Genomic DNA, 14,938 nt, shown 5'->3' on the forward strand with positions numbered 1-14,938 from the left:
GACTTATTCGTACATCAATTTTTTGGCACACAATTCATCTATGAAAGCTATAAGCAAATTACGAACCATTAACACTCAAAAACTTTTCTACCGTTTCCACTGTACATTGACCGCCCATTTTGAGGCAAAATGCATCTGCCTCAAACTGAGTATTTGAAACAACTAACCCCAGAGAGTACTTTCCTGAAGACAAGGTAAATTTGAATGGTGTTTCATCGTAGTCCACAGGTAGGTGATCATTTGCTAACAACAATCGATAGTAAGATGTTAAAAGGGACGGTGTATTAAACTCACCAACTCGTGCAACATAATGTATGGATTTATTCTTCTTAGAGAGCGTTATTTGAATGTCGGACTCTATTTGAGCTTGCTCATGAATATTGACACTGATAGTTTCTAATTGCTCTAACTCAAATTTCTCCAAATACTGCTTATCCACCTCTAATGTATAGCGGTGAGGTACAAGTCCTGAATAATAAAAGTATCCGTCAAAACCCGTTTTAATCGTTGAGATCACGTTATTGCTACTATCCTTAATATGAATAGGCGCATTCGACATATATTTAGTCCTTGCATATTCATCTAAGTATTTTACTTGCCCATCAACTTCCGCGCCTTCTACAAGAGGATAGTTGACTAACATTACTAACCCTGGACGCGGCGTTATTGATGTTTTTAATGTCGAATGAACTAAATACGGATTACTCAGCGACTCACTATCCAAGAGTAAATCGGTAGCTTCAAAATTTCTAAGGCTATCCAATTGCGCAATACCTATTGCATCGGTCATGGCATGCCTTCTGGATTGAGGCGCTTCAACTTTTGCTCCCTTTATCGGTTTATCGTGAGCATCATAGACTCCATTATTGTTACGATCATGGAAAACTCGAACAAGCGCAACACCTCTGTTAGTTAGCGAATGCCGATTTTGAATATAACCAAATTCAGTTGGCGCTTCAGATAAGCTCATCCTAGCGCTAAGGCTTATAGAAGTACCACTAAGTTCGGAATGAGTTAACTTCGCATTTAGTGCGTATAACTTAGTCTGCCAATCAGCACTAAATGAATATTGTGTCAAATCGGCGTCAAAGTTATGGTTAAACTCATTCCTGAAAGACAATTTGTCAATTATCCGCCAATCCAATGATAAAAAGGCTGAGTCTAACTCAAACCCATCGCTCTCTTTATAGACAAGGCCCGACCGTGTAAATACATTGCCGAACGATTTAACCACTCCCAAATTACCAGTTATGAACTCTTTTACTTCGTTACGAATCTTATTTTTTACTTTTTGATAATTGACAGAGTGGTTAACCGAGAATGACGGTAAATTAGCGGATACTCTGTTGATAATAGTTAATTCAGATGTATCAGAAAAATCCTCGATATATAACACTTCAGATTGTTGATAGAGTTTTACGTTTTTTATGTTAGCAAGCTGCCCTGACAGGCTGAAGCTTGTATTAAGAAAGGCTTCTCCTTTTGATTCGTCTAGTAAACTCTCTATATATGTCACCGAAGAATTTATGCTCTGCCCAATAGCAAAAGTGCGTGCGCTGAGGTTTATTGATTGTGAGCTATTCTGTTCATATTTTAAAGCAGCGTTTAAAAACAATCGATCTGTCGCTCGAGAAGACAATCCTAACCCATATAGATTATTGGCTTCATTCCCCAGATTAATCGCGTGACTAGCAATCAATTGAGTATTGTTGTTAATGTTAACCCCATAGCGCCCAGAGAATAACCAATTATCATCTATGTTAGAACTTGGTTTTTGAACACCTAGTAAGGACGAATTGTTTTGCGTTAATGAAACCGAATATAAAGGCTCAAATTTTTGGCCAAACTGTCGATCCACGAATTTAGAGACGCTTTCTCGCTCAATTTGACCTTGAGGGCCATACTTAACGACCTCAAACTCATTTAACCCGATATTTAAAGGAATATCCAAGAACTCATATTTGCCATCAATAGTCCCAAACTTTTGCTTTATGAGGACATCATTTTGGTAAAGCTCTATATCCCAGCCATTTTGCACTTGCCCTTCAATATTGAAAAACTGCTGGTCAATTTGTCGGTTCAAACTCTCGTTACTTAATGATAAACCTCTATTTAGTGAGCTAGACTGTGTCCCAGTTCGAACAGCTCTAATATCACCAAAACTCAATTGTCGAATGCCAAGTAGTCCTGTGTCCTCTCCAAGCCAAAACTTTGAGAAGTCTAAATTGCCGGAATTCAACGCATCATTGCTATTACCTGAAAAGTAAAACCTGGCGGATAGCCCCAGAATATCTTGACGCCCTAATGCACTATAAAATCCATTAAAATCCTCATTTTCTTTTCCGAGCTGTCTTGCATTCATCCCTGCAACTACATCAATTGTTTGGTCAGACTTTAAAAAATATCCGAAATCATAGTGAGGCTCTGAAGCAGCTTGAGTTGCTCCTCTTTTATAAAGCTTTTTGTTTTTTCGCTTAATTGAAGCTTCAAAAGGCCACATATCTTTCGTAGCAAACTCAATATGTAGCTTTTCCTCATCTATTGTAACTTTTGACTTAAAAAATTCACCCAACTTATTTTGTCGGATGAATAAATCTTCACCAAAAAAATATACATCAGTGCTATCCAGGCCGTATTTAGCCGCAGACTCCGAAATAATTGCGATAGCATCCTCACTAAAAGCACTCAATTCTTCAGGGCTAGCTAAAAATTCAACTTTAAAATGGTCGTTATCGTTGAGTCGCCAGCCAGAATAAACTAACCGGTCTTCAAATTTTTCTTTAGAAATACTGAAATTTGACGCATTTAAAAAATCGTCGAAACTTATGAAATAGTCCGAATCATGTACAACAGAGTATAGTTCTCCGAGCATATACCCATTTACAATGAGCGAAAAAAGCAGCTCCTCTCCGTCGTCATATCGAATAGCAGGCTGGGCAATTGGAGTATTACTTATTTCAGATACAGCTGTTTGAGCATTAACATTTAGGACAAATAGACATATAAGCGCCAAGTAAATCGGCTTACTAATGGCTATTTTGTTATTTGCTTTCATCGACACCTTGCTCTTACAACAGATTAATCAAATGTTGTTAGAGCAAGATGTATTCCAAAGTTACATGCTTGATTAACTCAATGAAAAAGAGTATTTGCTTAGCCAACCAGCGCCAACAAGATGCCAGCGGCAACTGCTGAACCTAGTACACCGGCAACATTTGGCCCCATGGCATGCATAAGGAGGAAGTTATGCGGATTTGCCTCAAGACCCACTTTATTTACGACACGGGCTGCCATAGGCACCGCAGATACGCCAGCAGCGCCTATGAGTGGATTAATGTTTTCGGTGCTAAATCTATTCAAGACTTTTGCCATGATGACACCAGCAGCCGTGCCAATTGAAAACGCCACTGCGCCAAGTGCCAAAATTCCAAGGGTTTCAACCGTCAAAAATGCTTCAGACGACAATTTTGAACCCACGGCTAAACCTAAGAAAATAGTCACAGTGTTAATCAGTGAGTTTTGTACAGTATCGCTTAATCTGTCTACTACACCACTTTCTTTTAATAGATTACCAAAACAAAACATGCCCACTAACGGCGTAGCGGCAGGTAGGAATAGCATGGTTAAAATGATCACTGCGATAGGAAAGATAATTTTTTCCCGCTTTGACACTACACGTAGCTGTTTCATCTCAATCTTACGCTCTTCTGGCGTAGTGAGAGCTTTCATAATAGGCGGTTGAATGATTGGTACCAATGCCATATATGAATATGCGGCAACAGCAATAGCACCGAGTAGCTCAGGCGCTAACTTAGAGGCAAGAAATATTGCCGTAGGGCCGTCAGCCCCGCCAATGATCGCGATGGCAGATGCATCTTGTAAGGTAAAATTAAACCCAGGCAAACCATTTAGTAAAATAGCGCCAAACAAGGTCGCGAAAATACCAAATTGCGCAGCCGCACCCAACAACAACATGCGCGGATTAGCGATAAGCGCGCCAAAGTCCGTCATCGCTCCTACGCCCATAAAAATGAGTAAAGGAAATAAGGGTGTTTCCGCAATACCCGCTTTATACAGGAAGTACAATAAACCACCTACTTCTGAAAAGCCTGCAAGTGGAATATTAGTTAACAAGGCACCAAAACCAATTGGCAATAATAATAGTGGTTCAAATTTTTTGACTATCGCCAAGTACAACAAAATTAAACCAACAGCCATCATGATGAGCTGGCCGGGTTCAAAATGGGGAATAGACGTGCTTTCCCACAAAACCATTAACTTTTCCATGCGTACTACCCTATCGTCATTAGCAATTGGCCAGACTGCACCGCATCGCCTTCTTTCACAGAAAGCTGCTGTACTGCACCTGATAAAGTACTGCGCACTTCGGTTTCCATTTTCATGGCTTCAAGAATAAGTATAACATCGCCTTCGTTGATTTGCTGCCCAGGCGATACCATCACTTTAAAAATATTACCCGCCAGCGGCGCATTGACTGGTTGCGCGTTTGCCGCCGGTGCGACTGATGACGCTGGCGCAGCGGTATTATTTTGAACACTTAGCGCACCTGTGGCAGGTTGGATAGAGGCGATTTCACCACTGCCAGCTACTTCAACACGGTATACTTTGTCTTCTACACGAATGTCATAACTGGCCGGCTCGCCAGCTATTGGCGACATTGCATTTGCGTCAATTTCGCTATCGGCTAAACCCGGTGCGGGTTCAAAGGCACTTGGATTGTCGCGATTTTCAATAAACTTAAGGCCGATTTGCGGAAACAATGCGTAGGTCAGTACATCATCAATTTTACTGTCTGCAATGCGCAATGACTTTTCTCGCGTTAAAGTGTCTAGCGTTTGTTCTAACTCAGCGAGTTCTGGCTTAATGTTATCAGCAGGGCGGCAAGTTATTGGCTCTTTGCCTTCAAGGACGCGCGCCTGCAACTCAGCGTTAACTGGTGCAGCTGTGGCGCCATATTCGCCGCGCAATACGCCTGCGGTTTCTTTTGATATAGATTTGTAGCGCTCACCTGTTAACACATTAATCACCGATTGCGTACCAACGATTTGAGATGTAGGTGTCACTAAGGGAATAAAACCAAGGTCTTCACGTACACGCGGAATTTCTTTTAATACTTGGTCAAATTTGTCGGCGGCACCTTGCTCTTTTAATTGGCTTTCCATGTTGGTTAACATACCACCTGGTACTTGCGCCGTTAATATTCTTGCGTCAACGCCTTTTAAGCTACCTTCAAACGCCGCATATTTGATACGAATATCTCTAAAATAAGTGGCAATATCTTCAAGGCCTTCTAAATCAATCCCAGTATCGCGCGCTGTGCCTTCGACAATCGACACCAAGGTTTCGGTTGCGCTGTGACCATAGGTCATCGACATAGGTGATATGGCACTGTCTAGCATATCTATACCAGCATCAATTGCCTTTTGGTAGGTTGCTGTGCTTAAACCAGTTGTTGCATGACATTGCATAGCAATCGGCACGTTTACCGTATTTTTAAGTTCCGTCACCAGCTCTTCACAGGCATAGGGTTTAAGCAAACCGGCCATGTCTTTAATACAAATGGAATGAACACCCATGTCTTCAAGCTTTTTCGCCATATCGAGCCAAAATGACAATGAATGTACGGGGCTAATCGTGTAAGCCAACGTACCTTGGGCGTGCGCGCCAACTTTTACAGTGCTTGCAATTGCTGTTTCTAAATTACGTACATCGTTCATTGCGTCGAAAATACGGAATACATCAACACCGTTTACGTGAGCGCGTTCAACAAATTTTTCAACCACGTCGTCAGCATAATGACGATAACCTAATAAATTTTGGCCACGTAATAACATTTGTTGCTTGGTATTGGGCATTGCCGCTTTGAGTGCACGAATACGCTCCCAAGGATCTTCGCCTAAATAACGAATGCAGGCGTCGAACGTTGCGCCGCCCCATGATTCCACTGACCAATAACCAACTTCGTCTAAGCGTTTGGCAATTGGCAGCATGTCTTCTAAACGCAGACGAGTTGCTAAAATAGATTGATGGGCATCACGAAGCACAAGTTCCGTTAACTTCAATGGATTTGACATAGATATTCCCTACTTGTTTGTGTGTCGATGGGCGTGAACTGCAGCGCTTATCGCGGCCACTAGGTCAGGACGTAATTCTGTCGTCGAAGGTGAAGCTGGCGTATTTGTAGTATTATTTTGCTCTGCGCTTTCACCAGGAAATGCTCTAACATAAGCTGCTATCACTTGAATACCGCCAATTAAAAGCACTAGGAAGGCAAATACTACCGCCATCCCAACACCCAGCAATAATGCCGCTTCTGTGAGTTGTTCAGCCATGTTAAATCCTTTACTGATTATAGTGTCAAAAAAGTGACACGTTAAATAGCATGAAGGAGTTGCAAACACAATAAAAAGATAGGATTTTATGCATTATTACGCACATACTGCGCATAAAAACCCAGTAATTCATACTGGGTCAATTCAAGGAATATGATTTTAATCAGCGTATTTGATTCTTAATCCATAAATACGAGTTTCATCTGTATAATATCCAGTATTACATTCTAACACGCCTGAACTAAGCTTGCCGTTCCCGTTATTTTGCATAGATGGGTTTGTTACTAGCAAGCGATTGTAATGACCCCACGGCACGCTTTTACTAGGAATTAGGTCAATAAAATCATTGCCGCCTGGATTGTAGTGCACTATCAATTTACACTTCGGAGCATAATTCAACAAATTTGGGTCATTCTGTGCAAGACTTACGCTAGCTGCTTTGGCAGCTGAATCCATTGCAAAGTCTAACTTTATCTCTTCTATGAATTTATCAGCAAACATAGTAACGAAACATGAAAATTTAAGTGAGCTATTAACATCGCTAAGAACAGTAAATCCATTTCGAGTATATCTATCGGACTCTTTCACTTCACCCGTCGAATATTGACTCTCATGTTCATAACAAGATCCCATATTAGCCGTTAGAGTTTGAGATGCATACGATAAAGATGTGGCTAATAGTAACGCACATAAAATTAGAAACTTCATATTGATTTCCTTTTTGTAGTTGGAAAGGTTTAAAGGTACTGCAAAAAGGTTATCGAAGACGAAACAATAAACTAAAGGCTAATCTTTAGAACAAAAAAACCACCCAATTGGGTGGTTTCTTATAAGTGGCGCGTGCGGAAGGATTCGAACCTCCGACCGCCTGGTTCGTAGCCAGGTACTCTATCCAGCTGAGCTACGCACGCGCTGTAAACTTGCCATGTTGAGGATTCACACCTCAGAGACCGTATGGTTCGTATTCAGGTCTCTATTCTAGCGCGTTGTGCAGCAATGAGCTACGCATGCGCTGTAAACTTTTAAATCTTTTTATTACATCTCAGTATTAAGTTGGCGCGTGCGGAAGGATTCGAACCTCCGACCGCCTGGTTCGTAGCCAGGTACTCTATCCAGCTGAGCTACGCACGCGCTGTGACAACTTAAACGTATTTCTAAGAGTGTTAACTCTTAATCCACAATTTGCAGATTTAAGGTGCAAATTGTTTCCCCAAATAAATGGCGGAGAGGGAGGGATTCGAACCCTCGGTACAGCTATAAACTGTACGGTCCCTTAGCAGGGGACTGGTTTCAGCCACTCACCCACCTCTCCTAAATGTGGAGCGCAAGTTTACTGAATCATAAGAGTAAGTCAATGGTTTTTTAGTGAGATTTATTTGTTTGATATTTTTTTGAACAACTGCCGAATAGAAACATGCAAATTTTAGTTTTACAAATGCCATAAAACAAAAAACTCAGTGAATTCACTGAGTTTCTTTCTGTTTCAACAAACTAACTAGCGGACTGAACGTTGCCTTTTTCAGCCTGAATTCGCATGTATATTTCTTCTCGATGAACAGAAACATCTTTCGGTGCGTTTACGCCAATCCGAACTTGATTACCTTTCACGCCAAGGACTGTTACCGTAACATTGTCCCCAACCATCAGTGTTTCACCTACTCTGCGAGTCAAAATAAGCATTCATAGCTCCTTTTAAATGTTGGCCTTTTGTCGTGTATGTGCGGCGGCCATCTCTACCTTGTAACATAACTATAATATATTGTGCGTGTTTTAACCACGAAATACGCTAACAATCTATATTTCTATGTTGTTATACGCAAAAACGTCAAAAATAGTGCGCTCGATTACTACTACTTTAGTCTAAGCAACTTTCAAGCCAATCATTAACTGAATGTAAGGCCTTAGCAAGGTTTTCCGGTTGACTTCCACCGGCTTGCGCCATATCTGGTCGCCCGCCCCCTTTTCCACCCACCTGAGCAGCTAGATGATTGACTAAAGCGCCAGCTTTTACATTCGCGGTCAAATCTTTTGTAACGCCCGTTATCAAATTCACCTTATCGCCATTTTTTAAGCCCAAGGCAATGACGCCACTGCCGATTTGATTTTTTAAATCATCTAACATTGCGCGTAACGATTTTGACTCAACACCCTCTAGTTCAGCAACCAAAAGCTTCACACCTTTAATCTCTACAATATTATCAAGTAAGCCTTTGGATTTCTGCCCAGCCATTTGCTGCTTAAGCGTATTTAATTCTTTCTCAAGCAACTTAGTATTTTGTATTTGCTGTTGTAACTTGTTTACCAGCGACTTCTTGTCAGACTTTAACAAACTTGCCGCTGAATATAGCAAATCGCTGTCTTGACGAATAAAGTCTAATGCAGCTTCACCTGTAATTGCTTCGACTCTGCGCACACCTGCCGAAATTCCCGCTTCAGAGACAATTTTAAATACACCGATATCACCTGTTCTTTCTACATGCGTACCGCCACAAAGCTCCGTGGAAAAGTCTCCCATTTTTACTACGCGAACGTCGTCATCGTACTTTTCACCGAACAAGGCCATTGCGCCAGAGGCCTTTGCTGCCTCTAAATCCATTAACTGAGTGTCAAGCGCATGATTAGCGCGAATTTGTGCATTCACTAAGTTTTCAATCATGGTTAGCTGTTGACTACTGATACTTTCAAAGTGAGAAAAATCGAACCTGAGTTTCTCTTCATCTACCAAGGAACCTTTTTGCGTGACATGCTCCCCGAGTAACTTCCTTAGTGCAGCATGCAGTAAGTGAGTAGCAGTGTGATTTAACTTAATAGCATCGCGCCTTTTGCCGTCAACACTGCCCTTGACTTCATCACCAACATAAATAACACCCGTTATTTTTGCCTTATGTACAAATGCCTTTCCCACTTTTTGCGTGTCAAACACCGTCGCTGTTCCGCTCGCGCTGACTAACTCGCCAGTATCGCCTACCTGACCACCTGATTCAGCATAAAATGGGGTGTTCGCCAAAATAATTATGGCTTCAGCATCTTTCACACTATCCACGCTTGCACCGTCGACAACAATTTGTGCAACCTTGTCTTCGCCGGTAACCGCGGTATACCCGATAAATGCTGTTTCTACCTCTGTTTTAATTACCTTGTTATAATCAGCACCAAACTTACCAGCTGCCTGCGCCATTTCGCGTTGTTTTTGCATCGCGACTTCAAAGCCGTCCTGATCTACTTCAAACCCATGCTCTCTAGCAACATCATTCGTTAAATCGACAGGAAAACCATAAGTATCATATAACTTGAATGCTACATCGCCAGGGATTTTCTTTCCCTCCAATCCTTTCAAAGCATCCGTTAACATCCCCATACCACGTGACAAGGTATTAGAAAACTGCTCTTCTTCTAACTTGAGTACTTTTTCTATTAGGGCTTTTTGTTCAACTAACTCAGGATAAGCGTTGCCCATTTCATCAGCTAATGTAGACACAAGTTTGTAAAAGAAAATATCTTCACAGCCAAGCATATAGCCGTGACGAACTGCCCTGCGAATAATGCGGCGTAACACATACCCACGCCCTTCATTTGACGGCATCACGCCATCAGCAATCAAAAAGCTACACGAACGAATATGGTCTGCAATCACACGTAGACTCTTATTGTCGAGGTCACTTGTCGACAAAATATTAGCTGCGCTTTTAATTAAGCTTTGAAAAAGGTCTATTTCATAGTTACTGTGGACGTTTTGTAAAATTGCTGAAATCCGCTCCAACCCCATACCAGTGTCGATAGACGGTTTAGGTAATGGCAACATTTCGCCGTCTGCTTGACGATTAAATTGCATGAAGACCAAGTTCCATATTTCAATAAAACGATCACCGTCTTCTTCCGGAGAACCTGGCGGGCCTCCCCAAATATGCTCACCATGGTCATAAAATATTTCAGAACATGGGCCACAAGGACCTGTGTCGCCCATGGACCAAAAGTTATCCGAGGTATCTATACGAATAATTTTCTCTTCAGGCAGACCAATTATTTTGTGCCATATATCAAAGGCATCATTGTCTGTATGGTATATCGTTACTAGCAACTTATCTTTATTAAGCGCCAATTCTTCAGTTAAAAATGACCACGCAAATTTAATGGCATCTTCTTTAAAATAGTCACCAAAACTAAAGTTACCTAACATTTCAAAAAAAGTATGGTGCCTAGCGGTATAACCAACATTTTCAAGATCGTTGTGTTTTCCACCAGCTCTAACACAACGCTGTGAAGATACGGCGCGCGAATAATCACGCTTATCTGCACCCAAAAACACGTCTTTAAACTGATTCATGCCTGCGTTAGTGAACAACAAGGTAGGATCGTCGTGAGGTACAAGCGATGAACTTTGCACAGCTTGATGCTGATTGGCCTGAAAAAACTTAAAAAAGGCACTTCTAATGTCAGCGGTAGAACGTGTCATGTAACTTCCTATGAAAATTAATTAATAATGTATAGATGATAAACCGCGCAACGATAGCATGATGCTGAGTACATTTTAAGTGCTTATAAGGGCAAATCATGCCTTTTGCTCAGCGATAAGCATTTACAACTATTCTAACGATGAAAATGCAGCCTCTATGTGCGCTGCTTCAAACCCTCTTTGCGCTAAAAAGCGCTTTTGTTTTTGAAGCACTTTCCAATCGTTTGGTATCTCGTTACCAAAGCGTTTACATCTGACTTTTAACGCTAGAGAGAACCAATCAAAGTTGTCGTCTCTTATTTGACTGCTTACTAACGCATATTCTATATCGTTGGCCTGCAACTTATGCTGAATGTGCAACGGCCCCTTCCCTTTATTGTAAGCACTATTTACGACACTTTCTGCAAATCGTAAGTCTGACTGTAAATTCTTTTCACTAAATTGAGCGAGTACATCACTTGCAATATCAACAGGAATATCATCACTCACTAACTTCTGAAGTAATTCTTTTTGTGAATACTCTCGGCGTGACAACAAATACGTCAACTTATGCCGCGCTTTTTTTGCGAATTCCTCTTGTGTTAACACGATTAAAATCTCTTTTCTATGAATCTCTTTTTAATTGTAATTTGTATAATACAATACCGGTCAATGTGATTGTTACTGTAGTGCTTCGATGAGTATATTCAATGGATGAGATGATAAATTATAGTTGGTGTGTACTGAATGAAGCAACAACACTTGTAAAAAGTGCTGAGGACTTAAGACCGATTGATAATGCTTCGCCCTTTTCAACCCTAAAATTCTTAAGCCTGTTAGAGCAAAGTGCTAGCGTTGGTAATGATACAGGGTGGGTGCCACATCATTTCTGTTTATACGAACATTCTGAGAGCAGCTATGCCGATAGTAATGGTGGTAGCATCGAGTCAAATATGCCAAACGGTAAGTTGATTGCTTTTATTCCGTGTTATCAAAAATCCCACAGTTACGGTGAGTACGTCTTTGATCATGCATGGGCCAATGCATTTCATCAACATGGTATATCCTATTATCCAAAGCTGCTGTGTGCTATTCCATTCACCCCCGTTAGTACGAGCAAGGTCCTCGTAAGTCAAGATAGTCAACTCACTGAAAGTGAAATAGTTGCTCACTGGTGGCAGCACAACCAATCAATCATTAAAAAATACTCGTCTGTTCATGCACTGTTTTTAACGCAGAATAGTAGAGATACCCTCGAGCAGTTGCAGTTTCATGAACGACTAAATGTACAATTTGTGTTTTATAATAGTGGCTATCAATCATTCGATGATTTTTTAACCGCATTAAAATCGCGGAAACGTAAAACGATAAACAAGGAACGTAAGGCCTTAACAAGACAAGATATTACCATTAAGCGATTGTCTTCCGGAGACATTAATTCGCAAATAATGGCGGATTTTTATAAATGTTACCAAGTCACTTATATCAAACGCTCTGGACATCATGGATATTTGACGGAAGCATTTTTTAGCCAACTGTTAAAAGAATTTGCTGAAAACATTCTCATCGTCGCTGCTTTTAAAAATACCACCATGATTGCAAGCGCCCTATTCTTTTACGACGACAATTCACTCTTTGGACGATATTGGGGCGCGTTAGAAGATGTCTCTGGATTGCATTTTGAATGTTGCTATTATCAAGGAATAGAATTTGCGATAGAACGCCAGCATAAAATATTTAACCCCGGCACCCAAGGCGAGCACAAAATATTACGAGGTTTTACACCAACATTATGCCATTCAATGCATAAAATACAGCATGTACAATTTGATGAAGCTGTCGGCGATTTTGTACGTAGGGAGCGCCCTCATATGCTTGAGTACTTAGAAAACACTAAATCTTTATTGCCATTTAGAGCTGAAAAGTAATAGGGTATATACTCAACATGGAGTGCTGTACGTATAACTGTTTACGATATAATAAAAACCAATAAACGATGGAAGAAACATGAAAAAACAACTCTTTGCAGTAGCTGTTGCAAGTGTCTTTACGCTTGCAGCCTGCTCACAACCTGAAACAACAACAAACGATACAAAGACGATGGAACCTGCGCCGAAGCAAGCCGCAGAACTTGGTAGCTTCGGTGTTGATTTAAGCGCTCGCGACGTAAACGTTAAACCGGGTGATGACTTTTTTAGATATGCCAGTGGTACTTGGTATGACAACTTCGAAATGCCTGCCGACAAAACACGATTTGGCGCATTTGATGGGTTAAGAGAGCGAAGTGAAGAGCGCGTAAAAGACATTATTGACGACGTAGTAAAAATTGAAAATAAAACGAAAGAACAAGCACTCATCGATAAATTTTATAGTGCTTACATGGACACCGAAAGCCTAAATGAAAAAGGCATTAGGCCGCTTAAATCGATGCTAGACGAGATTGCAAATATCGAAAATACGCAAGATTTAAGTGCTGCCTTTGGAAACGTTTGGCTAACAAACACCAACTCACCCATTACTGCCGGGTTAGCTTTTAATCGACTAGACCCTAACGAATATCAGTTGTCTGTCGGTGTTGGCGGTTTGGGACTACCTGACCGTTCATACTATTTAACTGACGGCGAGCGATTTGAGAATATCCGCACGTCTTACATCGAAAACATATCGACCATGCTAACGTTTGCGGGCATAGACAATACCGAAGAAAAAGCACAAGCCATTTTCGAACTGGAAAAACAAATTGCTGAAATACAATGGCCTAGAGAAAAACGTAGAAACAGAGATTTAACGCTTAACCCCGTCGAACGTTCCGAGTTATCTGATCGCTACCCCCGTTTTGATTGGGATGCGTTCTTTAAACCTGGTGGCTTTAAAGCCCCGCAATTGAATATGAGCCACCCAGAACCCGTTCAACAAGTCATCCGCTTAATTAACGACAGTCCAATCGACACATGGAAAGACTATCTCATTTATCACCTAATTGTTGGTAATGCTAATTTGTTATCCGAAGATATTTTTAACGCAAACTTTGCATTTTACGGCAAAACCTTAGTAGGGCAACAGGCGCCTAGACCTCGCTGGAAACGCGCAGTATCCGCAATGTCGGCCACAACATCACTAGGGTTTGCCATTGGTCAGGTTTATGTAGACAAATACTTTCCGGCGTCGTCAAAAGCGCAAATGAGTGAGTTGGTTGAAAACTTGCGGACGGCACTCGGTGAACGGATCGCTAACTTAGACTGGATGGGCGACGATACCAAAGTGAATGCGCTTGAAAAGTTAAAGGCATTTAACCCCAAAATAGGCTATCCAGATGAGTGGGAGAGTTTTGATAGTTTGTCATTAAGTAAAGACGATTTACTTGGCAATATTCACGCGCTACGCAAGTTTTTTAGAGCAAAAGCGGTTGAAGATGAATTGAGACCAACCAACAAGAAAGATTGGTTTATGACGCCGCAAACTGTAAACGCCTATTACAATCCATCATTTAACGAGATTGTGTTTCCTGCGGCAATTTTACAACCGCCGTTCTTTGACCCAAATGCAGACCCTGCGGTCAACTATGGCGCGATTGGTGCGGTTATTGGACACGAGATGGGACATGGGTTTGATGATCAAGGCTCCAAATCAGATGCCAAAGGGATTCAACAGAATTGGTGGAGTGAGGCTGACCGAACGGCATTTGAAGTAAAAACGCAGCAACTGGTTAAGCAATATAGTGCGTATGAACCTATCGAAGGTAATTTTGTAAATGGCGCGAATAGTTTGGGTGAAAACATTGGCGATGTCGGCGGTTTAGCGATGGCGTATCATGCATACAAATTAAGTTTAGATGGTAATGAGGCGCCGGTGATTGATGGTATAACAGGTGACCAACGCTTCTTTTTAGCGTGGGCACAAGTATGGCGAGAGCAACGGACGGAAGAAAGTATGCTGAACCAACTTAAGGCTGGCACACATTCACCAGGCAAGTTTAGAGCCCTTGCACCACGTAATCACGACGCGTGGTATGATGCCTTTGACGTAAAAGAAGGTGATGCTTTGTATTTGGCTCCAGAGGATAGAGTCCGCATTTGGTAGAGTTCATTTACTCAACATACTCCTTGTTCAAGCCACTAAACATTCTGATTTAGTGGCTTCTCAGTTTTTCCGT

Annotated in this window: 10 protein-coding genes and 3 tRNA genes; 2 read left to right on the forward strand and 11 right to left on the reverse strand. The window is 41.4% G+C overall.

Annotation, left to right across the window (positions count from 1 at the left end; translation table 11 throughout):
• Positions 1-58 precede the first annotated feature (58 nt).
• The 11 genes from QQK00_RS08040 to QQK00_RS08090 all read right to left on the reverse strand — a co-directional run bounded on the left by QQK00_RS08040 (position 59) and on the right by QQK00_RS08090 (position 11,394).
• Positions 59-3,055, reverse strand: coding sequence for a hypothetical protein (locus QQK00_RS08040; protein WP_284216959.1), 2,997 nt, complete (start codon positions 3,053-3,055; stop codon positions 59-61).
• 98 nt (positions 3,056-3,153) lie between these two features.
• Positions 3,154-4,287 carry a sodium ion-translocating decarboxylase subunit beta gene (locus QQK00_RS08045; protein ID WP_284216960.1) on the reverse strand — a complete coding sequence of 378 codons (1,134 nt, stop codon included), beginning with the start codon at positions 4,285-4,287 and terminating at the stop codon, positions 3,154-3,156.
• Between the two features lie 5 nt (positions 4,288-4,292).
• A complete protein-coding gene (gene oadA, locus QQK00_RS08050) occupies positions 4,293-6,095 on the reverse strand; it encodes a sodium-extruding oxaloacetate decarboxylase subunit alpha (protein WP_284216961.1) in 1,803 nt (600 codons plus the stop codon).
• A gap of 9 nt (positions 6,096-6,104) precedes the next feature.
• Positions 6,105-6,353 carry an OadG family protein gene (locus QQK00_RS08055; RefSeq protein ID WP_284216962.1) on the reverse strand — a complete coding sequence of 83 codons (249 nt, stop codon included), beginning with the start codon at positions 6,351-6,353 and terminating at the stop codon, positions 6,105-6,107.
• Between the two features lie 159 nt (positions 6,354-6,512).
• Positions 6,513-7,061 (reverse strand): hypothetical protein, encoded by a 549-nt coding sequence (locus QQK00_RS08060; RefSeq protein ID WP_284216963.1) that lies wholly within the window; start codon positions 7,059-7,061, stop codon positions 6,513-6,515.
• Between the two features lie 126 nt (positions 7,062-7,187).
• A tRNA-Arg gene (locus tag QQK00_RS08065) sits at positions 7,188-7,264 on the reverse strand.
• Positions 7,265-7,407: 143 nt separating this feature from the next.
• Positions 7,408-7,484: transfer RNA gene (locus QQK00_RS08070), tRNA-Arg, on the reverse strand.
• Between the two features lie 88 nt (positions 7,485-7,572).
• Positions 7,573-7,665: transfer RNA gene (locus tag QQK00_RS08075), tRNA-Ser, on the reverse strand.
• Between the two features lie 179 nt (positions 7,666-7,844).
• On the reverse strand, positions 7,845-8,033 hold the full coding sequence (gene csrA, locus QQK00_RS08080) for a carbon storage regulator CsrA (protein WP_284216964.1): 189 nt from the start codon (positions 8,031-8,033) through the stop codon (positions 7,845-7,847).
• Positions 8,034-8,208: 175 nt separating this feature from the next.
• Complete coding sequence (gene alaS, locus QQK00_RS08085) at positions 8,209-10,806, reverse strand: alanine--tRNA ligase (RefSeq protein ID WP_284216965.1); 2,598 nt, start codon at positions 10,804-10,806, stop codon at positions 8,209-8,211.
• Between the two features lie 129 nt (positions 10,807-10,935).
• Positions 10,936-11,394: a regulatory protein RecX gene (locus QQK00_RS08090; protein WP_284216966.1), complete on the reverse strand. Its 459-nt coding sequence runs from the start codon at positions 11,392-11,394 to the stop codon at positions 10,936-10,938.
• A 101-nt stretch (positions 11,395-11,495) separates the two neighbouring features.
• Here QQK00_RS08090 and QQK00_RS08095 point away from each other — a divergent pair, with 101 nt between their 5' ends.
• Both QQK00_RS08095 and QQK00_RS08100 read left to right on the forward strand, forming a co-directional pair.
• A complete protein-coding gene (locus tag QQK00_RS08095; protein WP_284216967.1) occupies positions 11,496-12,713 on the forward strand; it encodes a GNAT family N-acetyltransferase in 1,218 nt (405 codons plus the stop codon).
• Positions 12,714-12,792: 79 nt separating this feature from the next.
• The gene (locus tag QQK00_RS08100; RefSeq protein WP_284216968.1) at positions 12,793-14,865 is read left to right on the forward strand and encodes a M13 family metallopeptidase; all 2,073 of its coding nucleotides are present in this window, start codon (positions 12,793-12,795) and stop codon (positions 14,863-14,865) included.
• The last annotated feature ends 73 nt before the right edge of the window (positions 14,866-14,938 follow it).

The sequence above is a fragment of the Agaribacter marinus genome (assembly GCF_030160655.1).
Taxonomy (GTDB): domain Bacteria; phylum Pseudomonadota; class Gammaproteobacteria; order Enterobacterales; family Alteromonadaceae; genus Glaciecola; species Glaciecola marina.